Consider the following 23079-nt stretch of genomic DNA (forward strand, 5'->3'; position numbering starts at 1 on the left):
GGCACGTACGGTCATCGTCATGGATTTCTCTCCGTCACCGCGGTCGGCTGAGCTGACCGAGCGGGTTCGCGCCTTCATCACCGCCGAGATCGACCCCGTGGAGCCGGTCATCCACCGCGACATCGCGAGCCGCCGCGACGGCGGGGGAGACCCGTGGGAGCCGTCGCCGCTGATCGCGGAGCTGCAGGCCAAGGCACGCAAGGAAGGCCTGTGGAACCTCTTCCTGCCCGCGGCGCACGCCGGGAGCTACGCCGCGGACTTCGGGACCGACGGCGGTGCGGGCCTGTCCAACGTCGACTACGCGCCGCTGGCCGAGGCGATGGGTGTCTCGCAACTTGCGCCGGTCATCTTCAATTGCAGCGCCCCCGACACCGGCAACATGGAGGTCCTGCTGCGCTACGGCACCCCCGAGCAGCGCCAGCAGTGGCTCGAGCCGCTGCTGCGCGCCGACATCCGCAGCGCCTTCTGCATGACCGAGCCGGCGGTCGCGTCGTCGGATGCCACCAACATGGCAGCCAGCGCCGTCCTCGACGGCGACGACGTCATCATCAACGGCACCAAATGGTTCTCCACCGGCGTCGGCCACCCCGACTGCAAGATCCTCATCTTCATGGGCGTCACCGACCCCGACGCCGACCGGCACGGCCGGCACACGATGGTGCTCGTTCCGATCGACGCCCCCGGGGTGCGGGTGGACCGCATGCTGTCCACGATGGGCTACTTCGACGAACCCTTCGGCCACGGTGAGGTGTCGTTCACCGATGTGCGCGTCCCGGCGTCGAATATCCTGCTCGGACCCGGACGCGCCTTCGAGATCGCGCAGGGCCGACTGGGTCCCGGACGTGTCCACCACTGCATGCGTGCCATCGGGCTCGCCGAGCGGGCGCTGGAACTCGGTGTGCGACGGGCACTTTCACGCGAGGCGTTCGGCCGGCCGCTGGCCAAGCTCGGCGGTAACTCGGAACGGATCGCCGACGGCCGGATCGCGATCAACCGGTCGCGGCTGCTGGTGCTGCACGCTGCCTGGCTGCTGGATCAGGGGATGTCGCGCGAGGCGGTGTCGGCGGTGAGCGAGATCAAGGTCGAGGTACCGAACATGGCGCTCGACGTCATCGACCTCGCCATCCAGTTGCACGGCGGTGCCGGGCTGACCGATGACTTCCCGCTCGCCGCGGCATGGGTGGGTGCCCGATCGCTGCGTCTGGCCGACGGCCCCGACGAGGTGCACCGCAGCGTCGTCGCCCGGATCGAACTCGGCAAGTACAAGTGACCGCGGGGCTTCACGGTCAGCGGATGCGAGAGGGACACTAGGTTGGGAGACAACGACACCGGCGCCACCGCGGTCCGCGCCGAAGACGAGTTCGACGTCGGGCGGGTGGCCGACTGGCTGAGCCGGAACGCGGGGGTCGACGGCGTCCCGGAGGTGGCCCAGTTCTCCGGCGGGGCGTCGAACCTCACCTATCTGCTGCGCTATCCCGACCGCGATCTGATTCTGCGTCGCGCGCCCCGGGGCACCAAAGCCCGTGGCGCACACGACATGCGACGCGAGTACCGGATCCAGGAGCAGCTGGGCAAGGTACTGGACTACATCGCGCCGCTGGTCGCCTTCTGCGACGACGAGGACATCCTGGGCGCCGACTTCTACGTGATGGGGCGTATCGACGGTGTCATCCCGCGGCGTGAATGGCCGGCCGAGGTGCCCCTCGACGCCGAGCAGGCCCGTCGACTGTGCCTCAACTTCATCGACACGCTCGTCGAGCTCCATTCGGTGGATCCCGAACAGGCCGGACTGTCTGACCTGGGTAAGGGATTCGGTTACGTGCGCCGGCAGGTCGACGGGTGGACGACGCGGTTCCGTAACGCCCACACCGACGATGTCCCCGAGTTCGGCGCGGAGATCGCCTGGATCGCCGACAATCAGCCCGACGACGTAGCGAACTGCGTCATCCACAACGACTACAAGCTCGACAACGTGGTCCTCGACCGGGACGACCCGACGCGCGTGATCGGCATCCTCGACTGGGAGATGGCCACCCTCGGGGACCCGCTGATGGACGTCGCGGGCTCCCTGGCCTACTGGGTGCAGGCCGACGACGGTGAGGTGATGGCGGCGATCCGTCGCGTCCCGACTCATCTGCCCGGCATGATCACCCGCGCCGAGTTCGTCGAACGGTATTGCGACCGTATGGGTTTCGACATGACCCCGGAACAGTGGCGCTGGTATGAGGCCTTCGGCCTGTTCCGCTCGGTGGTCATTGCCCAGCAGATCTACTACCGCTACTACCACGGTCAGACCACCAATCCGGCCTATGAGCGTCTCGGCCAGGCGGTGGTCGCTCTCGGCGCTCGGCTGACCGAGATCATCGCCGCCGGCTGACGCGGGCCGAAGCCGCGGCGAAGAAATTCGCGATCCCTCTCCTCTGAGACGAATTCGCTCGATATGCTTCATATATGAAACTTGATGTGAGCGCGTTGTGAGCGGGACGGTCATCGTGCTCGGGGTGGTGGCCGTCCTGGCGGTGCTCGGCGTGGTCTGGCTGGTGGCGTTGTTCGTTCTGTTCGGATTGGCGTCCCGGCCGGACCGCTTCCGGGTACGGGATATGACGCTCGACGAGGTAGACGACTACATCGAGCGCCGCGCGGCTTTCGCGATCACGATTCGGGAGACGACGCCGCTGTCCCGCCGCGAGGTATGGGAACGCCTCACCGGTGCGCCCTATCTGAGCTCCCTGTCCATGCTGGCGGGGCCGGAGTGGTCGGTGTCCGGAACGGGACGCGTCGCGGTCGGGGCGACGCGCACCATGTCCGGCACCTTCCTCTCCGTGGCCCAGCGCCTCGCCGCCGTCGACGAACGTGAGCGGATCGTGCTGATCGGCACCGGCGTCTCGGTACCGCTGGCCATCAAGGACTTCGCCGAACGCTTCACCCTCACCGACGGCGAACGACTGAACACGATCACGGTGACCTGGGAGATCGCGGGATCACCCCGCTGGGTGGGATTCCTGCCATGGCGCTGGGGTGCGCCACTGATCCGCCCGGTGCTCGCATTCGTGTTGCGACATATACTGCGGCTCAAACCATTTCGACGGCCCGGGACTGGCAGGCCGGAGGTCGACGACGCCACCCGGCGCCACGATCAGTCCAGTCCCTCCTGAGCGCCGCGATCACCGCGTCGCACACCGGCACGCTGGACGGTGACGATCGTCGTACCGAGTAGTCCGACGCCCAGTCCGACCAGGCAGACCTGCAGGGCACGGTCACCGCCGACGTCGGCCAGCCACACCACCAGCGTGGCGACCGCCCAGGCGAGCATGCCGATCACGATCACGGGTTCCGGCGCCCGCAGGAGGCGGGGGAGTTCGGGGATCTGCGCTGCGTCGGTCATGACCCCAGGGTAACTTTCTCGGGGTGCCCACCGATTCGTCGAGCGAGCCCACCAACCCGAGTGACCCCACCGAGCCGTCGCGGGAACCCACCGAGCCGGTGAACCCACCGGGCAAGGACAAGCGGGGCGAGGACGTGCCGGCTTCGTCGGAGTCCGACGGCCCGGCCGCAGCGACCGGTGTGCTCGATCGCTACTTCAAGATCTCCGAGCGGGGTTCGACGCTCAACCGCGAATTCCGGGGCGGCCTGGTCAGCTTCTTCACGATGGCCTACATCGTGGTGCTCAACCCGATCATCATCGGTGGCGTCCCGTCGACCGACGGTGCGCCCGCCAAGAACGCCGACGTCCTCGGGCACGTGCTGCCGTTGGCGCAGGTCGCCGCGGTCACCGCGCTGGTCGCCGGTGTCATGACCATCCTGTTCGGTCTGATCGCCAACTACCCGTTCGCCATCGCCACCGGGCTGGGCATCAACAGCCTGCTGGCGGTCTCCATCGCGCCCGAGGTGACGTGGCCCGAAGCCATGGGGCTGGTGGTGATCGACGGCATCATCATCGTCCTGCTGGCGGTCACCGGCTTCCGAACCGCGGTCTTCAATGCGGTACCGGCCGAACTCAAGGCCGCCATCGCGGCCGGCATCGGATGCTTCATCGCCTTCATCGGTTTCGTCGACGCCGGGTTCGTGCGGAAGCCCGAGGCCGGCACCACGCCGGTGCAACTCGGCTTCGACAACTCCATCACCACCGTCCCGACCCTGATCTTCGCGATCGGCGTCCTCGTGATGGGCGTACTGGTGGTGCGCCGGGTACCCGGCGGACTGCTGATCGGGATCGCGATCACCGCGGTGGTGTCGATCATCCTCGAGGCGATCTTCGATTTCGGTTCCTCGATGGACAATCCGGACGGCTGGAGTCTGTCGATCCCGGAACTGCCCAAGGCACTCGGCGGGTGGCCCGACCTCAGTCTCGTCGGCGACGTGGACCTGTTCGGCGCGTTCACCCGGATCGGGGTGCTCGCCGCATCCGTCTTCGTGTTCGCCCTGGTGCTGTCGAACTTCTTCGACGCCATGGGCACCATGACCGGCCTGGGCAAAGAGGCCGGACTCACCGACGAGAAGGGAAACCTCCCCGGCATCGGTCGCGCACTGGTTGTCGAGGGCACCGGCGCGATCGTCGGCGGTGCGGCCTCGTCGTCGTCGAACACGGTGTTCGTCGAATCGGCGTCCGGTATCGCCGAGGGCGCGCGCACCGGGCTGGCCAACGTGGTGACCGGCCTGCTGTTCCTGGTGGCCATGTTCCTCACCCCGCTCTACGAGGTGATCCCGCTCGAGGCGGTGGCTCCGGCTCTCGTGGTGGTCGGTGCGCTCATGATCGGGCAATTGCGTTCCATCGATTTCACCCGGTTCGACTATGCGCTGCCGGCGTTCCTGACCGTCGTCGTCATGCCGTTCACCTACTCGATCGCCAACGGCATCGGTGTCGGATTCATCAGCTGGGTGGTGATGGCGACCGCGGCCGGAAAGGTCCGGAGCGTGCATCCGTTACTCTGGGTGGTGGCCGCCGTCTTCGTGGCCTACTTCGCCCGGGCGCCGATCTCCGACCTGATCAACTGACGATCGGACAATCCGGAAACCGCTGTCGTCTGAATGGTTCAATTGACCCGGTGTGCGCTGCGCAAACGCCGTTGTGATCTACGCTGATCGGGTGCATCAACCGTACGGGGACGGGAGCCTGGCGGGCGATCTCTCGCTTGCTGTGGTCCGATTTGCGCGACGCCTTCGAGGGCGTCGCGAGAACAAGCTCGTGTCGCTGACCCAGTTGTCGGCGCTCAGTACGCTGCATCACGAGGGACCGATGACCCCGGGCGCACTTGCCGCCGCCGAGCGTGTCCGCCCGCCGTCGATGACGCGGGTCATCGCCTCGCTCTCCGATCTCGGCATGATCAAACGCGAACCCCACCCCACCGACGGTCGGCAGGCCATCGTGACCCTCGCCCCGGCCGGCCGCGACGTCGTCACCGACGAACTCGCCGCGCGCAAGGCGTGGCTCGACGACCGGCTCTCCGAACTCACCTCCGACGAGCGCGACACCCTGCGCCAGGTGGTCGCGATCATGAACAAGATGATCAACTCCACCGACAACTGACGCCCTGCTTCGAGCCGGCGCACCACTGCTGGTCGAGCCGCCGCCCCACCACAGCTGGTTGAGCCAGCGGCCCACTACTGCTGGTTGAGCCGCCGGCCCACTACTGCTGGTTGAGCCGTCGGCCCACTACTGCTGGTTGAGCCGTCGGCCCACTACTGCTGGTTGAGCCGGCACGGGCGAGCGCAGCGAGACCGAGCCGAGTCGAAACCACAAGCGAGGCAACGCCTGTCAGCCACCACCACGTGCACCCCGCGGTTGCGAACATCTCCGTCTCGCGATTTGGTTTCGACGCGCGGCGGTCTCGCTACGCTCGCCCGTCGCGGCTCAACCAGCAGTGGTGGGCGGCTCAACCAGCAGGGGTCGCGGGCGTTCGGCGGCGCAACCAGCCAAGCGGGTCGGCTCAGAAGAACGTGCCCGCGAACGGGGCCCGCGTCGTCGCGAAGGCGTGATCGAGGTCGTGCAACAGATCCGGGGTTGCCGTCCACAACCGCCCGGCGGCGGCAAAGGTCGACGGCCGGGTGCCGCCGAGGTAGATCGCGGCCAGCACGGAGGCATCCATCCGCACGGTCGGAGTCGCCGACGACGGTGCGACGATGGCGCCGCCGTGCCGGACCGTCACGTCGAAGACGCCACCGTGATCGCGAAACCCGTCGACGACCTCGATCACCGCATCCAGGTCGGCGGCATACTGCCGGGCGCCGAGGGCGGCCGGCACGTCGAGGATGCGCAGCCACATGTCGTCGGAGCGACCGGTCACGATGGGGGCCCGCAGATCGGTCAGCTTGACCGGCAGGGGATCGTCGACGGGGATCGACGCGGTCACCGAGGGGATGAGATCGAGGCTGGTCAGAACCCGCCACAGCTCGGTGTGAGCGTCGTCGGTGGCGGCGAAGACCTCGTTGACCTCGGCGTGCACCGGACCCGAATCCGGTTTGATGATGCGATAGGAGGCATAACCGTCGTCGTGCAGCAGGTAGTGCAGACCGCTGCCGGCCAGCGGGCGTTCGGAGGGGCGGTCGGCCAGGATGGGCCGCCACCAGGCCGGGGTTCGGCCCAACGCCCCGGGTGTGGTGCGAGTCCAGCGGGCATGCAGGTCGGGCACCGCGGCGGCCACCTCGTCGGCACCGGCGTAGCGCACCGTGGCGGCGGCCGGCGCCTCGGCGCGCATCCGGGCGCTGCCGGGAATGATCCGCACCTGCTGCGAGAAACACGCCGGGCCGAAGCCGAACCGCTCGTAGATGGTGCCCTCGCTCGCGGTGAGGATGGCGAAGACCTGTCCCTCCGATTCCCACTGCCCGAACAGCTCGGTCAGCATGCGGCGCAGGATGCCGCGCCTGCGGTGTGTGGAGGCCACCGACACCCACGACAGTCCGGCGGCGTTGCGCACCGACCCGCCCGGCACGGTCAGCGACATCCGGTAGAACATCGACACCCCGACAAGTGGTGCAGGACTGCGGGAATCGTCGCGGATCAGGACGATGTCGGAGTCGTCGACCTTGCCGCGCAGATCGGCACGTTCGTCGTCGGGCAGCGGGTTACGCATGGCGAAGGCGCGGGCGTCGGTGGTGATGATGTCGTCCCAGTCGGCATCGGTCGCGCGGCGCAAGGACAGGCCGGAGGCATTGGTCACAGGGGTGCTGGTCACGCCTACCACCGTTGCACATCGACGACTGTCGGGCACTCACCCGGGGGCATGTGCCGACGGGTTCGGCGACGGGTGATGACAGACTGTTGCGGTGCCGGAACCCGCCATCGACGTCATCGACATCGACGATCCCGATGATCCTCGCGTCGACGACTTCCGCGACCTGAATTCGGTGGACCGCAGGCCCGACCTGCCCGCCCTGCCCGGTGGGCGTCCCGGCAAGGGACTCGTCATCGCCGAAGGTGTGCTGGTCGCGCAGCGCATGATCGCCTCGCGGTTCACCCCGCACGCCTTCCTCGGTGTCGACAAGCGGCTCGCCGAACTCGACGCCGACCTGCGGACACCGTCGGTGTCCGGGGTGCCGTTCTACCGGGCGAGCGCGGAGGTGATGGCCGCGGTGGTCGGCTTCCACCTCAACCGGGGCGTGCTCGCGGTGGCGCGTCGGCCCCCGGTCCGGACGGTCGACGAGATCCTCGCGAACGCGCGTAGCGTCGCGATTCTCGAAGGGGTCAACGACCATGAGAACATCGGCAGCATCTTCCGCAACGCCGCCGGTCTCGGCATCGACGCCGTGCTGTTCGGGGCGGGGTGCGCCGACCCGCTCTACCGGCGGTGCGTGCGGGTGTCGATGGGGCACGCGCTGCTGGTTCCGTTCGCCCGGTTCGACGAGTGGCCGCGCGGCCTCGACGCCTTGCGTGCCGGCGGCTTCCGGCTGATCTCGCTGACCCCGGATCCCGCGGCGATGCCGCTCGCGCAGGCCGTCGAGGCGACGAAGGTCGGCTTCCTCGTCGGCGCCGAAGGCCCCGGACTGAGCGCACACGCCATGGCCGCCACCGATGTCCGTGCCCGCATCCCGATGAGTCGCGGCACCGATTCGCTCAACGTCGCGACGGCCGCGGCGATCGCGTTCTACGAACGTGCCCGATCGGGCACCATGGAGGCGTGAGCGTCGATCCGACTCCTCGTCCGCGCCCAGCGCCGCGGCGCTACGTCCGGGCCGAACCCACGCCCTGGGGATACGGCGCCATCGTCACCGTGATCTGTGCGGTGTTCGCGACGCTGGTGTTGCTGGGGCTCTACGAACTCATCGCCGGTGCCCAGCGCTGGCTCGGGGTGTTGGCCGTCGTCGTGGTGGCCGGTGGACTCGGCTGGACGCTGTGGGAGTTGCGGGTTCGGCCGGTCTGGCGGTGGATCGTGTGGGGACTGCTGCTCGGGATGCTCGCCGGATTCGCGTCGTCGGTGGCGTTGTTCGCAATGGGACGCTGAGCCGGAATCCGCGGACGCAGCCCCCAGCTCAGAACCCCGGCTCAGAACCCGAAATACCGCCTGACCCGGCCCTTGCGCGGCGTGGGCTCGGCTGCGGGCGCCGGCGTCGAGGGGATGACCCGACTCGCCTGATAGGCGGCCACGTCGGCCTCGTTGGGCTGATAGTCGGCAGGGTGAATTGCGAAGCCGGTCACCGGGATTCGCGTCGGATCGAGATCGTTCTCGCCCGTCGGCGGGGTGAACCGGAAGCCGAGCCACTCGCGGTTGGCCTCCTCGGCGAGTTCGGCGGGATGGAACGGCAACGCCATCGGTTCGGCCGGCACGCCCTCGATGTACTGCAACGGTTTCTCGCCCGCCCAGAACGGTTTCTCGAAGATGCATGGGAGGCCTTCGTTCTCGTGGATGGTCACCGGGTCGGCCGCGAAGGAACGCCGCAGTTCGCCGGACTCCCAGCGGGCGAAGACACCGAGCGCCTCATCGGGTTCGGTCCACAGCAGGGTGGCCGCTGCGCTCGGCCGGATCGAGGCGATGGTGCGGGTAAGCGTGGAGGGTCGTCGCGTCGCGAACAGCGAGCAGGAGACGACGGCGAGATAGCCGTACTGCCCGGCGTACACGTGTGAGTCGTCGGCCGCCGCGGCGGTCGCGAGGTCGGTGTCGACGAGTGGGACCAGGACGCTGTCGCCGAAGATTCGGGCCGCCAGTTCGTGCGCGTGGCCCACGTCATTGGCGAAGCCGGGGTCAGCGGACTGCTCCGCCAGCGCGTCCGCGGGTCTGTCGGTGTCGATGAACCAGAGCGTGACGGCACGCGCGGACACCGGTCAGCTGCTCCCGTTGCTGCGGACGCCGAGCAGCACGTCTTCCCAGGCCGGGACCGCGGGTTTGCGCGACTTCCGACGACGCGGACGTTGCTCGGCGGGTTCGTCGCCGGCGGGTTCGGGCTGCGACGACGCCGCGGCCGGCGCCTCGGGCGTCTCCCGCGGCTCGGTGTGCGTCTCGACGGTGTCGTCGGCCGGCGTGTGCTCGATCTCCGGTGCGGGCGCTACGGGCTCGGCAGGCGCCACGGCGACGGGTGCGATACGCGGCGGCTCGGGCTCGACGACCTCGTCGAAGTCGAGAGGAACCGTGCCGTGGGCGTCGGAGTCGGGGAGGACGCGGTCGTGCCGGGCTCGCTGGGCGCCGATGACGGTGTTGGCGTCCACCGTGACCTCTTCGCGGCCGTCGGGTGTGACGTCGAGTGTCGGGGACAGTTCGGGGGTCGCCACCGGGGTCAGTCGCCGGCGGGGCGCGATCCACTCGGGATGGCTCAGTTCGTCGGCCAGATCGTCGAGCGGGTCCACGGTTCCGCCGTGCGAACCGGGCTGGAAACGCCAGTGCGCGGCGTTGTCGGAACGACCGACCTGCCACGCCACCTGGACCACCCAGTACCCGTCGTCACCCTTCCACGCATCCCAGTGGGCGTCCTGCGGGTTCTGCCCGTAGGCGATGAGCGCTTCGGCGACCGACTCCTCGAGCGTCGACACCGACGGACCGTCCTGCCGGATGGGATGTGCGTGACCGGCCAGTTCGGCTGCCCGGCTGCGTTCGAGCAGCACCGGGTGGGCGAACCGCTCGATCTTGTCGACCGGGACCCCGGCGACCGCCGCGACTTCGACGACCGTGGCTCCCGCCCGGATGCGTTGTTGGATCTCGCGGGGTCGGAGCGCACTTTCCATCTCTATCTCGATCTGTCCCAGTCGTGAGATGTCACCGCGGGCCGCGGCGCGTAGACGTTCGTCGGAGGCAATCCGGTACTTCTCGCCCGATTCGGGGTCCTGGCAGATGACATGGGTGCCATCGGATTCGACTCCGATGACGCGGAGCTCACGCATCTGCTCCTCCCTCCGATGGGTGCGAGGCTGCTTGGCTGGATCTCGGCTCGCTGCGCTGCGTGGGCGGCAGGGGCGTCGATTCCACTCGGGCCGCTCGCTGTGCTCCCGGTGCCGCTGTCATGCGGTCCGCTCGCTGCGCTCCCGGCGCCGATGGGCCCACACTAAACCAGTCCACCAATGAACCCGTGGTGGACACGCGGCAAAACCGCAGTTCAGAACTGCTGTGGCCGATGCGTTCCGAGTGTCACGCGGGGACGATGGGGTCATTGGTGTCCACGGTACCCGCGCCTCCCGCACCCCCGTTGACCGTGCGTCGGAGCGCGTTGACCGTGCGTCGGATCGCGTTGATCGGGTACGACGAGGCGCCGCGACTACCCGGTCAACGTGTCGGAACGCACGATGAACGTGTTCGCCGGCACGATCGATGCGGCTCCGGGTCAGAGACGTTCGACGATGTAGTCGATGCAGCGGGTCAGTTTGGTGACGTCCTCGGGCTCGATCGCCGGGAACATCCCGATGCGCAGCTGGTTGCGGCCGAGCTTGCGGTACGGCTCGGTGTCCACCACGCCGTTGGCGCGCAGGGTCTTGGCGACGGCAGCCGCGTCGACATCATCATTGAAGTCGATGGTGCCGACGACCTGGCTGCGCTGGGCCGGGTCGGCGACGAACGGGGTGGCGAACTCGCTCGCATCGGCCCACTCGTAGAGGCGCGAACTGGAATCGGCCGTGCGCGACACACACCAGTCGAGACCACCGTTGGTGTTCATCCACTCGACCTGGTTGTCCAGCAACAGCAGCGACGCCACGGCCGGCGTGTTGTAGGTCTGGTTCTTGCTGCTGTTGTCGACCGCGGTCGGCAGCGACAGGAACTCCGGGCACCAGCGGTCGGTCTCGGCGATGTGGGCGACGCGCTCGAGCGCCTTGGGGCTCATCAGCGCGATCCACAGCCCGCCGTCGGAGGCGAAGCACTTCTGCGGCGCGAAGTAGTAGACGTCGGCGTCGGCGACGTTGACCGGAAGTCCACCGGCACCCGACGTCGCGTCGATGGCGATCAGCGCGTCGTCGGACTCAGCGGGCCGGACCACCGGAACGGCCACGCCGGTCGAGGTCTCGTTGTGTGCCCAGCCGATGAGGTCGACGCCGCCGAAGTCGTCGGCGGTGAGTGCGGCCGGATCGGGTGCGGTGCCCGGGTCGGTGGAGATCACCGCGGGCGCGTCGAGGAACGGTGCCTTCTTGGCGACGGTGGCGAACTTGGAGCTGAACTCGCCGTAGGTCAGGTGCAGGGACCGGCGCTTGATCAGACCGAAGGCTGCGGCATCCCAGAACGCGGTGGTACCGCCGTTGGACAGCACCACCTCGTACCCGTCGGGCAGCGAGAACAGATCGGCGAGCCCGGCCCGGATGGAACCGACGACGTTCTTGACCGGCGCCTGGCGATGACTGGTCCCGAAGACCGACGCGCCGGTGTCCACCAGCGACTGCAACTGCTCGGGGCGCACCTTGGACGGACCACAACCGAAGCGGCCGTCGGTGGGCAGCAGATCGGTGGGCAGGGTGATGGGTGCGGTGGCGGTATCGCTCATGCCCGCAATTCTAGGGTTGTGTCCGCGACCACTGCGCCCCGGCCTGCCTGCTTACACGCGCTCGTCGACGTCCTCGGTGTCGCGGTCCTCGATGTCGCGGTAGGTGGTCGCCTCGTCCCGCGTTCGTCGCAACGGGGTGAACAACGCCCACGCCGCGCCGATGAGGTAGACGCTTCCCCCGGCGACCAGCAGGGCGATGGTGCGGGCGCGGTCGGCATGCGAATTCGCCGGGGCCGGCCCGGCGACCGGTGTGGTCAGGACCGTTCGTCCCGGTGTCGTGGCGACGTCAGAGGTGAGTGCGGCGAGCGGGTCGACGAGACCGTAGCCGGTGGCGAGGTCGGGCCCGCGACCGCTGGTGTGGGAGGTGCGCCGGATCAGGTCCATCACCTCGCCGGCGGACAGGTGCGGGAACCGCGACCGCACCAGCGCGACTTCACCGGAGACCACCGCGGCCGCGAAACTCGTTCCGCGGAAAGGTGATTGCTCTCCCTTGAGGACCTGACGGTTCACCAGGCCCGACCCGGTGCTGCTCAGCTGTCCTTGTCGATGTTCCCGGCCGCGGCAACCACCACCACGTTGCGCCGGAAGGCGGCTCGTACGGCGCGGCCCAGCGCACCGTCGTCCACCTTCGATGACGACGACGCGCAGGCCGCCGCGGAGATGTTGATGACGGTGGCGCCCAGGTTCACCGCCCGGGTGATCGCATACGCCAGGGTCGTGGTGTTGCCGTAGCCCTCGGAGACGTTGTCGGTGGTGTCACCCTTGTTGCCGGCCACCGAATACGATCCGCTGTTCTGCCGGATGGACAGGATCGTCGCGTCCGGGGCTATCCCGCTGAAGGAATCCTGGGGTGAGGGCCGCGCGGCGATCAGCCCGGCGACGAGGGTGCCGTGCGCGTCGCAGTCGGTCAGGCCGTCGCCGTCGGAGACGTAGTCACCGCCGCCGATCTGAACCGTCCTGGGTCTGGTGGAGACCGTGATCTCACCAGGAGAATGCTGTTATGGGAGCACCACGGAAGTTTGACCAGGAGACGCGTGAGCGTGCCGTGCGGATGTATCAGGATCGGCTCGGCGAGGTGGGCGGGTCGAAGTCGGCGGCGCGCCGGCATGTTGCCGAGATGCTCGATATCAATCAGGCGACGCTGCGTAACTGGATCGAGAAGGACACGCCGGTGGTCTCCTCGGGGGTGAGTACGACCAGTGGGGAGTTGGATGCTCAGGTGCGTGAGCTGCGTCGTGAGAATTCCGAATTGCGCAGAGCCAATGAGATCCGCCGGGATCGCGCTCTATGGAGTGAAACCCGCTCTGGTGCATGCCGGTTGGCTCGTCGTCGTCGGTGCGTTGTTCCTGGGTCCGCTCTCGGGCATGTTCGACCTTCCCGGTTGGCTGACGGACCTGTCACCGTTCACCCATACCCCGGCCGCGCCGCTCGAGCCGGTGCGCGCGCTGCCGATCGTCGTGATGCTCTGTGTCGCTGTACTGTTCACCGTCGCCGGCCTCATCTCGTTTCGGAGGCGCAGTATCGGCTGACCGCGTCAACGGGAGACGGAGCGGCTACAGACCCGGCTTGACCAGGTCGCCCCAGCCGTCGACGTCCTCGGGTCGACGGGGAGCGGGCCCCACATACAGCGCGGCCGGACGAACCAGCTTGCCCAGGCGCTTCTGCTCCAGGATGTGGGCACACCAGCCCGCGGTGCGACCACAGGTGAACATCGCCGGCATCATGTGCGTGGGTACCTCGGCGAAGTCGAGGATCACCGCGGCCCAGAACTCCACATTGGTCTCGATGGCGCGATCGGGTCGACGCTCCCGAAGTTCGGTGAGCGCGGCCTGTTCGAGCGCGGCGGCCACCTCATAGCGAGGAACGTCGAGCTCCTTGGCGGTCCGGCGCAGCACCCGGGCCCTCGGATCCTCGGCCCGGTACACCCGATGCCCGAAGCCCATCAGTTTTTCCTTGCGGTCCAGGATGCCCTTCACCAGACCGCGGGCGTCGCCGGTCTGCTCGACCTCCTCGATCATCGGCAACACCCGCGCCGGCGCACCACCATGCAGCGGGCCCGACATCGCGCCGATCGCCCCCGACAACGATGCCGCCACATCGGCGCCCGTCGAGGCGATGACGCGGGCGGTGAACGTCGACGCATTGAGGCCGTGTTCGGCCGCACTGACCCAGTAGGCGTCGATCGCGGCGATGTGCCGGGGATCGGGATCGCCCTTCCATCGGGTCATGAATCGGGCGGTGACGGTGTCACATTCGTCGATGACGTGCTGCGGCACCGCGGGCTGGTGGATACCGCGGGCCGACTGCGCCACATACGACAGCGCCATCACCGAAGCGCGTGCCAGGTTCTCGCGGGCAGTGACATCGTCGATGTCGAGCAGCGGCTGGTAGCCCCAGATGGGTGCCAGCATCGCCAGCGCGGCCTGCACGTCGACGCGCACGTCGCCGGTGTGGATGGGCAGCGGAAACGGCTCGGCCGGGGGAAGGCCGTCGCCGAAGCGCCCGTCGACGAGCAGCGCCCACACATCGGCGAAGGTCACCTTGTTCTCGACGAGGTCCTCGATGTCGACACCGCGGTAGCGTAGATTGCCGCCGTCCTTGTCCGGCTCGGCGATCTCGGTGGTGAAGGCGACCACGCCTTCGAGGCCGGGGACAAAGTCGTCGGGAACCGTGTTGGACATAGTGATCCACCCTTCGGCGACACATCATCGTGTGCTGAGTTGATACGAACTAACTGAACTGTAGGACAGCGGACCCGAGACGGCATACCGGGGAGTAGCCTTCCGAAGGGTGGCGGATCAATCGATAGACCTCCCCAACATGCGGGTCGGCTACGGAGGCGGCATCCCGCCGAACATCGGCGAGGGCGATCGGGCCGCCGGCGCCGACGGTATCCGCGAGAATCTGGACCCGAGCTGGCTGCGTGGCGATCCGCCCTGGCTCGAGCTGTTCACGGTGTGGCTGCGCGAGGCGATCGAGGCGCGGATCGCCGAACCGAACGCGATGGTCCTGGGCACCACCGACCCCGATGGACATCCCGCCACCCGCGCCGTGCTGTGCAAGGGCGTCGATGCGAGCGGCGTCGTCTTCTTCACCGGCTACGACTCCGACAAGGGCCGCGACCTCGCCGCCAACCCGTACGCGTCGGTCACCTTTCCGTGGATCGCCCTGGAACGTCAGGTGCACGTCCGCGGACCCGTCGAACACGTCAGCATGGAGGAGACCCAGGGCTACTGGTACAACCGGCCGCGCGGCTCCCAGCTGTCGGCGCTGGCGTCGGATCAGTCCCGACCCATCGCCGGCCGCACCGATCTCGAGGCCAAGGTGGCTGCGGTCGCCGCCGGTCTCGGTGGCTTCGACGACGGCGACGAGGTCCCGGTCCCGCCGACGTGGGGTGGATTCCGGATCGTGCCGCAGGTCGTCGAGTTCTGGCAGGGCCGCGCCAATCGGCTGCACAACCGGGTGCGCGTCACCCGCGTCGACGACCGGTGGCAGGCCGAGCGGCTGCAACCCTGATCCGATTGTCGCGCCGTCCAGAAAGGTCACCGCTGAGCGGGTCGACGTGCACCGGTACAGGTCGACCCGCTCAGCGGTGACCTTTCTGGACAGGCTGAGCACCGGCCCGAGGGCCTCGGCCACACGTTCCTGTGCACAGCTAAACTTCCCTGGTGCGCCGACTCCTCGCGGACACCACGCCGCTGCAGAATCCGTTCTTCCGGCGCCTCTGGACGGCGAACATCATCACTGTCATCGGCGCCCAGCTCACCATCGTCGCGGTGCCCGCGCAGATCTATGCGATGACCGGAAGCTCCGCATATGTGGGATTGACCGGTGTGTTCGGGCTGGTGCCGCTGGTGGTCTTCGGGCTGTGGGGTGGTGCGCTCGCCGACGTCGTCGACCGTCGCACTTTGCTCATCATCACCACGATCGGCTTGGTCGTGTGCAGCGGCCTGTTCTGGGGGCAGTCCGCCCTCGGTGTCCGAAATGTCTGGATCATCTTGTCGCTGTTCGCGATTCAGCAGGCGTTCTTCGCGGTCAACCAGCCGACGCGCACCGCGGTGCTGCCGCGGCTGCTCGAGGATCGTGAGCTGCCGGCGGCCCTATCGCTCAACATGACGGTGATGCAGGCCGGTGCGATCGCGGGGCCCCTCGTCGGTGGTGCGCTGATCCCGATCCTCGGGTACTCGCTGTTGTACTTCGTCGACACGATCTTCCTCATCCCGACTCTGTGGGCGGTGATCCGGCTCCCGGCGCTGCGGCCGGACAGCGAGAACGCGCCCCGGGTGGCCGGGCTGCGATCGGTGATCGACGGTCTGCGCTACCTCGGCGCCCACAAGATCCTGATGGCGTCGTTCCTGGTGGACCTCATCGCAATGATCTTCGGCATGCCGCGCGCCCTGTTCCCGCAGATGGCGCACGAGAACTTCGGCGGCCCCTCCGAAGGCGGCTGGGCGTTCGCGCTGCTGTTCACCGCGATTTCCGCGGGTGCGGTGGTCGGCGGCATCTTCTCCGGGTGGGTGACCCGGGTGCAGCGCCAGGGACTCGCCGTCATCGTGTGCATCCTTGTGTGGGGCCTGGCCATCACCGGCGCCGGAATCGCTGTCGGCTTCGCGGGCGGGTCGGCCATCCCCATGCTGCCGGTCACCCTGGTGCTGTTGATGATCGGCGGTGCGGCCGACATGGCGTCGGCGGCGTTCCGGCAGTCGATCCTGCTCGCCGCCGCCAACGACGAGGTGCGCGGCCGGCTGCAGGGTGTGTTCATCGTCGTCGTCGCCGGCGGACCCCGGATCGCCGACGTCGCGCATGGCGCGGCCGCCGCCTCCTTCGGTGTCGCCGTCACCACCACGTTCGGCGGCATCGGTGTGGTGGTCCTGACAATCGTTGCGGCACTTCTCATCCCAGCCTTCGTCCGCTACCGGGTGGGCCAGGCGCGCTGACCCGGCGCCCCCGCTGATCAGCGCGTTCACCGATTCGGTGTCACCATGGAGCGCATGAGGGCAGCCACCGGATTCCGGATCCCCGTCGTCGACATCAGCGCCTACACGACAGGTGGCGACGCCGCTGAACGTGCGGTCGTCGCTGCCCAGATCGACGACGCGGCGAGCTCGGTGGGCTTCATCCAGATCGTCGGACACCAGATCCCGTCCGCGGTGATCGAGGAATTCACCGCCGTGATGGACGACTTCTTCGCGCTGCCACTGGAGGCCAAGAAGGCCTATCGGACCCCGCCGGAGATCAACCGTGGTTACGCCCCGCCGAAGTCGGAGTCGCTGTCGCTGAGCCTGGGTCTGCAATCGGCCGCGGGGATGAACGATTTCTTCGAGGCCTTCAACGTCGGCGTCGAGGCCGGGGAGTACCCGGATCTCCAACTTCCCGAGGACCAATACGCCGCAAACACCTGGCCGCAGGTCGATCACTTCCAGGCCGCCGTCTCGGCATACTTCGTCGAGGCCCGACGCGTCGCGCACACCCTGACCCGCATCTTCGCCGACGCGCTCGACCTTCCGCCGGACTTTTTCGACGGCTACACCGATCACTCACTCGACGTGTTGCGGATGAACAACTACGCGCTTCCGCCCGGTGAGGTGGAACTCGAAGGTGAACTCACCGGCATGGGGGAGCACACCGACTACGGCATCGTCACGGTGCTCTGGGCCGATCAGGTGCGTGGCCTGCAGGTCCTCGACCCCGACGGCCGGTGGCAGGACGTCGCCCCGGCCGAGGGCGCCCTGCTGATCAATCTCGGCGACCTGATGGCCCGCTGGACCAACGAGCGCTGGATGTCCACGCTGCACCGCGTCAAACCCCCGATCGTCGACGGCACCATCGAACGCCGACGCTCCGCGGCCTACTTCCACGATGGCAACATCGACGCGACCATCTCGACGCTGCCGTCCTGCGTCGGCGCCGGAAGCCGGTACTCGCCGATCACCGTCGGCGAACACATCGGTGCCAAACTCGCGGGATCGCGTGCCGGACAGGCGAACCCGTATGCGAAGCGGGAAGCCGCGCGGGTGCAGCGAGCGATGCGGCAGGGGTTGGGGCAGCAGTAGGGACGGGCTCAGCGCTCGCTGACCCGCCCGGGATAGGTGGCTCGACGAGCCGCGCCGACCGGACAGTAGTGCATCGGGTTGTCGCGTTCGGATTCCGGCGGCAGGTTGCGCGTCGGCGTCTCCACCAGGGGCGCGTCCTTGGCCACGCGGCCCGCCACCCGGTCCCACGCATCTCGCGGACGTGGGTGGCGCAGATAGCGTTTCGGAGTGATCCGGTGCATCACCAGATTCACCACGCGACCCAGCAGGCGGAAGCGGCGCTCATCCTTCTCACTCCACGGCAGGCCCATCAGCTCGCGGATCGGCTCGTCGTAGAAACCGGTGGTCAGCCAGGTGAAGAAGCGCTGATTGGTGGGAGCCATGTACTTGTGCCAAAACCGTTCCGGGATGAACGACAGGAACGGGGGAGGCGGCAGCAGCGAGATGTCGAGAACCACCCGAACCGACTCGTGATCGCGAAGGACGTTGCGGCACATGTAGTCCCAGTACTCGAGGAAGTCCTCGTAGGTGTCGGGGACGGGCCGCATGCTCACGCCGTACTGGGCATACCAGGCCTTGGACTCCTCGAACAGCTGGCGTCCCTGGTCCTCGGTCAGCCACGGGCCGAAGTGCTCACAGAGCCGGACGTTGCCGTACCAGAAGGTGGCGTGCGCCCAGTAGAAGACGTCGGGATCCAGTGCGTGGTAACGCGATCCGTCGGGCATGGTGCCCTTGATCTCGCGGTGGTAGTCCCGCACCTCGAGACCGGTCTGCGCACCGGCCACGCTGTCGAAAACGACGCCGCTGATCGGGTAGAGCGACCGCATGAGTCGTTGCCAGCGTTCGCCGAAGAAGTCGGAGTGATCCCAGACCGCCGCACCGAGTTTGGGGTGCATGTTCTGCATCGACCCCGCCCACAGGCCCTGGAACATGCCGGTCCAGGTGCCCCAGATCTGCCAGGTGAGCGAATCCGGCCCCAGTGGTGCGTACTCGACGGTGTTCTTGGCGCCGGTGGCGTCGTGCGGGCATTCGGTGGCGGTCGTGGTGCCCTCCGATTCAACCGCATCGACCCCGGCGGGATGGATCGGGCAGGTGTCCGCAGGGTCGTTCAGCACGCCGGTCATGAGACGAAGTCTAGGTTCCGTCTCAATTGGTGTCAATGAACGATGGCGTCGACGAGCGGTCAGCGATCGCGGAACCGGACCGACATGCCGGCCACCAGCGCAGCGGCCGCATCCAGCGAAGGAGCGTCGAGCACGGCAATGACCGGATACCCCCCGGTCACCGGGTGATCGGCGAGGAAGACGACCGGCCGGCCGTTCGGTGGGATCTGGACCGAGCCGTGCGCGATCCCCTCCGAGCGGAGTTCACCGGCGTCATCTCGGTGTTCGAGCAGGCCAGAGCCGCCGGCCGGGCGATCCAACCGGACGCCGACCCGGTTGCTGTGCGCGGTCACCTCCCAGACGCCGCCGTAGAGCACCGACGCGTCGGCCACCAGATCGCGTCGGGGGCCGGGTGAACAATCCAGCACGACGATCCGCGGGTGGTCGGTGTCCGGGGGAGCCGAGGACACCTCCGGCCAATCCTGCGCGTCGTCGCCGACGTGGAGACGGTCACCCGCCGACAATGCCGCCGGCCCCAGGCCGGACAGCACGTCGGTCGACCGGGAGCCGAGGACCGGCGGCACGTCGACGCCACCCCGGACGGCGACGTAGTTGCGGCATCCCCAACTCGGGGCGTCGACGCTCAGTTCGGATCCCGCCCGCAGCGCTACCGCGGCCGCGACACCCACCGGTGTGCCGTCGACGCGCACCACCGTATCCGCGCCGGTGACCGCCATCAGTACATCGGTGTCGGTGGTCAGGGTCAGCCCGCCGAGGGTGCATTCGATGGTCGCTGCCGAAACCGTGTTGCCCACAAGGCGATTGGCGAGCATCATCGCGCCCCGATCGGCGGCCCCGGAGCCCGGCACGCCCAGATGTGCATAACCCGGCCGGCCGAGATCCTGAACGGTCGCCAGGGGGCCGGTTTCGCGGATGGTGATGGTCATGATGCGCCGTTCGCATCCACGAACCGGACGACGGTGCCCGGCGCCAACAGGGCCGGCGGGGTGGCGTCCTCGTCCCACAGGCCGATCGTGGTGTGCCCCAACAGATACCAGCCGCCCGGACTCTCGCGGGGGTAAACCGCGCTGTACCCGGCGGCGATCGCCACCGCACCGGCCGGAACCCGGGTCCGGGGCTCGTCGCGCCGGCCCACCCCGCCGAACGGATCCGAGTCCTCGTCGTCGGGCACCAGATAGCCGAAACCTGGTGCGAATCCCATGAATTGGACCCGCCACCGAGTATCACGGTGTCGTCGGCACACCTCGTCGGCGTCGACGCCGAGCAGGCCGGCGACGTCGTCGAGGTCGGCGCCGTCGTAGATCACCGGGATCTCCACCTGCGTGGTGGATTTCGCGCCTGCGGGGTCATCTGTCGACGCTTTCAGGGCGCGGTGGATACCGAGGACGTCGATACCGGTGCCGGGCGCAGACTGCACCAGAACCGTGTGCGCACTGGGGATCACGTCGGTCACCGCGGACAGGCCGCCGGCCCGGATCGACGCGCGCAACGCCGCTGCGGCGGCCAACACCGACGTCGTCGGGTCGGCATCCGCGGAGAAGTCGAGCATCACCGCATCGTGTCCGGCGGGCAACTCGCGCATAAATGGGAGCCTACCGGCCCATCCGCGATGGCAGACTGGCCATTGTGATGGTCCGATGAGAGAGATCGTCGTCTGCGGTGAGTCGCTGGTGGATGTGGTCGCCACCGCCGCCGTGACGCCCGGGTCGGGTCGTCCGCTCCCGCCGCTACGCCCGGCTGTCGGTGGCGGACCGTTCAACGTCGCGGTCACCCTCGGCCGGCTCGGCAGTGCGGTCTCGTTTCTCTCCGCGGTGTCGACCGACACCTACGGCGGCGCCATCGTCGACGCCCTGCAGGCCAGCGGAGTGGGGACCGCCCTGGTGCAGCGCCGCAGCGAACCCACCTCACTCGCGCTGGCCACCATCGGTCCCGACGGCGCGGCGGGGTACTCGTTCTACGTCGAGGGCACCGCCGACCGGGCCGTCACCGACCCCGGCCCACTGCCCTCCACCGTGGCCGCGGTCTGCTTCGGAACGCTGTCCCTGGTCCTCGAGCCCGGCGCGTCGGTGTACGAGGACCTGCTGCGCCGCGCGCACACCGACGGCCGGCTGGTGCTGCTCGATCCCAACGTCCGGCCCGCCGTCATCGCCGATCCCGATGCCTATCGGCGCAGGTACCGGGCGTGGATGCGGGATGTGGATGTGGTAAAACTGTCCGACGAGGACGCCGCCTTCCTCGCCGACGGTGACGACGGCAGCACCCCGGCCGACTGGATCGCCGACGGCGTCACCGCGGTCATCGGTACGGCGGGCGCCTCGGGCGTCACCGTGACCACCGCGTCGGACATCGTCCGGGTGCCGGCGCCGTCCGTCGAGGTGGTGGACACCATCGGCGCGGGCGACTCCATCATGGGTGGACTGCTCAACGGCCTCGACCGTCTCGGCGCACTCTCGGCCGCCGCGGTCGCCGACCTGGGCCCCGACCAGTGGCGAGGAGTCGCCGAACGTGCAGTTCAGGTGGCCGCGGTGGCCGTCACGCGGGCCGGTGCCGACCCTCCGTGGGCGGGCGAGCTCGAGAGCGACTAGGTTTGTACGTGCATGTCCCACCCGGACATCAGCCAACTCTGACCTGAGTAAAGGGGTTCGTGTGTCTGCTGAAACAGTCCCAGCCGACCAGGCGTCCGACACAGCCTCAGCAACCTTCACCTACCCCGGTGGACAGCTGGAGCTCCCGATCCTGAAGGCCACCGAGGGAAGTGACTCGGTTGCGCTCGGCAAATTCCTCGCCGAAACCGGACTGACGACCTTCGACGGTGGCTTCGTCAACACCGCGTCCACCAAGTCGGCCATCACCTACATCGACGGCGACGAGGGCATCCTGCGCTACCGGGGCATCCCGATCGAGCAGCTCGCCGAGAAGTCCACCTTCATCGAGGTGAGCTATCTGCTGATCTACGGGGAGCTCCCGACGCCGTCGCAGCTCGAGGATTTCACCGACAAGATCCGGCGGCACACGCTGCTGCACGAGGACCTCAAACGCTTCTTCGACGGTTTCCCGCGTAACGCGCACCCGATGCCGGTGCTCTCCAGCGCCGTGAACGCGCTGAGCGCCTACTACCAGGATTCGCTCGATCCCAAGGACCCCGAGCAGGTCGAGCTGTCCACCATCCGCCTGCTCGCGAAGCTGCCCACCATCGCGGCCTATGCGTACAAGAAGTCGGCCGGCCAGCCGTTCCTGTACCCGGACAACTCGCTGAGCCTGGTGGAGAACTTCCTCCGGATGACCTTCGGCTTCCCCGCCGAGCCCTACGAGGTCAATCCCGAGGTCGCCAAGGCCCTCGACATGCTGTTCATCCTGCACGCCGACCACGAGCAGAACTGTTCGACGTCCACGGTGCGCCTGGTGGGCTCCTCGCAGGCCAACCTGTTCACCTCCATCTCCGGCGGCATCAACGCGCTGTGGGGCCCGCTGCACGGCGGCGCCAACCAGGCGGTGCTGGAGATGCTCGACGAGATCAAGGCCTCCGGTGGTGACACCAAGGAGTTCATGACCAAGGTCAAGAACAAGGAAGCCGGCGTCAAGCTGATGGGCTTCGGTCACCGCGTGTACAAGAACTACGATCCGCGCGCGGCCATCGTGAAGAAGACCGCCGACACGATCCTGGAATCCCTTGGCGTGCAGGACGATCTGCTCGACATCGCGAAGGGCCTGGAAGAGGTCGCGCTGAGCGACGATTACTTCATCGAGCGCAAGCTCTACCCGAACGTCGACTTCTACACCGGCGTTATCTACCGCGCGATGGGCTTCCCGACGCGGATGTTCACCGTGCTGTTCGCGCTGGGCCGTCTGCCCGGCTGGATCGCGCACTGGCGGGAGATGCACGAGGACCCGAGCGGCAAGATCGGTCGCCCGCGTCAGCTCTACACCGGATACACCGAGCGTGACTATGTCTCGATGGGTGATCGCTGACCCCAGCGGTCCGCCTGTCTGCGGTCCGTCAGTCTGCGGTTCGCCCGTCTGCCCCTGATCGAACG

Annotated in this window: 22 protein-coding genes and 1 pseudogene; 13 read left to right on the plus strand and 10 right to left on the minus strand. The window is 68.1% G+C overall.

The window, feature by feature from the left end:
• The first annotated feature begins 19 nt into the window (after positions 1 to 19).
• From GBRO_RS06140 to GBRO_RS06150, 3 genes are all read left to right on the plus strand, one after another.
• A complete protein-coding gene (locus tag GBRO_RS06140) occupies positions 20 to 1270 on the plus strand; it encodes an acyl-CoA dehydrogenase family protein (protein WP_012833115.1) in 1251 nt (416 codons plus the stop codon).
• A 42-nt stretch (positions 1271 to 1312) separates the two neighbouring features.
• Positions 1313 to 2377 (plus strand): phosphotransferase family protein, encoded by a 1065-nt coding sequence (locus GBRO_RS06145; RefSeq protein ID WP_012833116.1) that lies wholly within the window; start codon positions 1313 to 1315, stop codon positions 2375 to 2377.
• 97 nt (positions 2378 to 2474) lie between these two features.
• A complete protein-coding gene (locus GBRO_RS06150) occupies positions 2475 to 3155 on the plus strand; it encodes a hypothetical protein (protein WP_012833117.1) in 681 nt (226 codons plus the stop codon).
• On the opposite strand, the gene GBRO_RS06155 is transcribed toward GBRO_RS06150, so the two are convergent.
• Complete coding sequence (locus GBRO_RS06155) at positions 3137 to 3385, minus strand: DUF2530 domain-containing protein (RefSeq protein WP_012833118.1); 249 nt, start codon at positions 3383 to 3385, stop codon at positions 3137 to 3139. The genes GBRO_RS06150 and GBRO_RS06155 overlap by 19 nt on opposite strands.
• A 134-nt stretch (positions 3386 to 3519) precedes the next feature.
• On the opposite strand from GBRO_RS06155, the gene GBRO_RS06160 reads away from it, so the two are divergent.
• Both GBRO_RS06160 and GBRO_RS06165 read left to right on the plus strand, forming a co-directional pair.
• On the plus strand, positions 3520 to 4995 hold the full coding sequence (locus tag GBRO_RS06160; protein ID WP_012833119.1) for an NCS2 family permease: 1476 nt from the start codon (positions 3520 to 3522) through the stop codon (positions 4993 to 4995).
• A 91-nt stretch (positions 4996 to 5086) separates the two neighbouring features.
• Positions 5087 to 5527: a MarR family winged helix-turn-helix transcriptional regulator gene (locus tag GBRO_RS06165; protein WP_012833120.1), complete on the plus strand. Its 441-nt coding sequence runs from the start codon at positions 5087 to 5089 to the stop codon at positions 5525 to 5527.
• Between the two features lie 400 nt (positions 5528 to 5927).
• Here the strand turns inward: GBRO_RS06165 and GBRO_RS06170 are convergent, their stop codons facing one another.
• On the minus strand, positions 5928 to 7172 hold the full coding sequence (locus GBRO_RS06170) for a GNAT family N-acetyltransferase (RefSeq protein ID WP_012833121.1): 1245 nt from the start codon (positions 7170 to 7172) through the stop codon (positions 5928 to 5930).
• 91 nt (positions 7173 to 7263) lie between these two features.
• Between GBRO_RS06170 and GBRO_RS06175 the strand changes: the two genes are divergently transcribed.
• Positions 7264 to 8118 carry a TrmH family RNA methyltransferase gene (locus GBRO_RS06175; protein ID WP_012833122.1) on the plus strand — a complete coding sequence of 285 codons (855 nt, stop codon included), beginning with the start codon at positions 7264 to 7266 and terminating at the stop codon, positions 8116 to 8118.
• Positions 8115 to 8438 carry a DUF2537 domain-containing protein gene (locus tag GBRO_RS06180; protein ID WP_012833123.1) on the plus strand — a complete coding sequence of 108 codons (324 nt, stop codon included), beginning with the start codon at positions 8115 to 8117 and terminating at the stop codon, positions 8436 to 8438. The genes GBRO_RS06175 and GBRO_RS06180 overlap by 4 nt, the downstream gene beginning before the upstream one ends.
• A gap of 41 nt (positions 8439 to 8479) precedes the next feature.
• On the opposite strand, the gene GBRO_RS06185 is transcribed toward GBRO_RS06180, so the two are convergent.
• The 4 genes and pseudogenes from GBRO_RS06185 to GBRO_RS27675 all read right to left on the minus strand — a co-directional run.
• Positions 8480 to 9253, minus strand: coding sequence for a DUF6928 family protein (locus GBRO_RS06185; RefSeq protein ID WP_012833124.1), 774 nt, complete (start codon positions 9251 to 9253; stop codon positions 8480 to 8482).
• Between the two features lie 3 nt (positions 9254 to 9256).
• Positions 9257 to 10306 (minus strand): septation protein SepH, encoded by a 1050-nt coding sequence (sepH, locus tag GBRO_RS06190; RefSeq protein ID WP_012833125.1) that lies wholly within the window; start codon positions 10304 to 10306, stop codon positions 9257 to 9259.
• 437 nt (positions 10307 to 10743) lie between these two features.
• Positions 10744 to 11889, minus strand: coding sequence for a phosphoserine transaminase (gene serC / locus GBRO_RS06195; RefSeq protein WP_012833126.1), 1146 nt, complete (start codon positions 11887 to 11889; stop codon positions 10744 to 10746).
• Between the two features lie 51 nt (positions 11890 to 11940).
• Positions 11941 to 12836, minus strand: a pseudogene (locus tag GBRO_RS27675) (S8 family serine peptidase); the annotation flags it as partial.
• Between the two features lie 53 nt (positions 12837 to 12889).
• Here GBRO_RS27675 and GBRO_RS27680 point away from each other — a divergent pair.
• Entirely contained in the window at positions 12890 to 13459 is a 570-nt protein-coding gene (locus tag GBRO_RS27680) for a transposase (protein WP_083775541.1), read from the plus strand.
• On the opposite strand, the gene GBRO_RS06210 is transcribed toward GBRO_RS27680, so the two are convergent.
• Positions 13443 to 14570: a citrate synthase 2 gene (locus tag GBRO_RS06210; protein ID WP_012833127.1), complete on the minus strand. Its 1128-nt coding sequence runs from the start codon at positions 14568 to 14570 to the stop codon at positions 13443 to 13445. The two genes, GBRO_RS27680 and GBRO_RS06210, sit on opposite strands and share 17 nt — an antisense overlap.
• Positions 14571 to 14709: 139 nt before the next feature.
• Between GBRO_RS06210 and pdxH the strand changes: the two genes are divergently transcribed.
• The 3 genes from pdxH (at position 14710) to GBRO_RS06225 (ending at position 17942) form a co-directional block, all read left to right on the plus strand.
• Positions 14710 to 15405, plus strand: a complete 696-nt coding sequence (gene pdxH, locus GBRO_RS06215) for a pyridoxamine 5'-phosphate oxidase (protein WP_012833128.1) — start codon at positions 14710 to 14712, stop codon at positions 15403 to 15405.
• A gap of 152 nt (positions 15406 to 15557) precedes the next feature.
• Positions 15558 to 16826: an MFS transporter gene (locus tag GBRO_RS06220; RefSeq protein WP_012833129.1), complete on the plus strand. Its 1269-nt coding sequence runs from the start codon at positions 15558 to 15560 to the stop codon at positions 16824 to 16826.
• Between the two features lie 45 nt (positions 16827 to 16871).
• Complete coding sequence (locus GBRO_RS06225; RefSeq protein ID WP_012833130.1) at positions 16872 to 17942, plus strand: isopenicillin N synthase family dioxygenase; 1071 nt, start codon at positions 16872 to 16874, stop codon at positions 17940 to 17942.
• An 8-nt stretch (positions 17943 to 17950) separates the two neighbouring features.
• On the opposite strand, the gene GBRO_RS06230 is transcribed toward GBRO_RS06225, so the two are convergent.
• The 3 genes from GBRO_RS06230 to GBRO_RS06240 are packed head-to-tail and all read right to left on the minus strand — an operon-like array spanning position 17951 to position 20627.
• The gene (locus tag GBRO_RS06230) at positions 17951 to 19045 is read right to left on the minus strand and encodes an oxygenase MpaB family protein (protein ID WP_012833131.1); all 1095 of its coding nucleotides are present in this window, start codon (positions 19043 to 19045) and stop codon (positions 17951 to 17953) included.
• Positions 19046 to 19104: 59 nt separating this feature from the next.
• Positions 19105 to 19971 carry a 5-oxoprolinase subunit C family protein gene (locus GBRO_RS06235; RefSeq protein ID WP_012833132.1) on the minus strand — a complete coding sequence of 289 codons (867 nt, stop codon included), beginning with the start codon at positions 19969 to 19971 and terminating at the stop codon, positions 19105 to 19107.
• Positions 19968 to 20627, minus strand: coding sequence for a 5-oxoprolinase subunit B family protein (locus tag GBRO_RS06240; RefSeq protein WP_012833133.1), 660 nt, complete (start codon positions 20625 to 20627; stop codon positions 19968 to 19970). The genes GBRO_RS06235 and GBRO_RS06240 overlap by 4 nt, the downstream gene beginning before the upstream one ends.
• Positions 20628 to 20682: 55 nt before the next feature.
• Here GBRO_RS06240 and GBRO_RS06245 point away from each other — a divergent pair, with 55 nt between their 5' ends.
• Complete coding sequence (locus GBRO_RS06245) at positions 20683 to 21630, plus strand: carbohydrate kinase family protein (protein ID WP_012833134.1); 948 nt, start codon at positions 20683 to 20685, stop codon at positions 21628 to 21630.
• A gap of 61 nt (positions 21631 to 21691) precedes the next feature.
• Positions 21692 to 23014: a citrate synthase gene (locus tag GBRO_RS06250; RefSeq protein ID WP_012833135.1), complete on the plus strand. Its 1323-nt coding sequence runs from the start codon at positions 21692 to 21694 to the stop codon at positions 23012 to 23014.
• The last annotated feature ends 65 nt before the right edge of the window (positions 23015 to 23079 follow it).

The sequence above is a fragment of the Gordonia bronchialis DSM 43247 genome (assembly GCF_000024785.1).
Taxonomy (GTDB): Bacteria; Actinomycetota; Actinomycetes; order Mycobacteriales; family Mycobacteriaceae; genus Gordonia; species Gordonia bronchialis.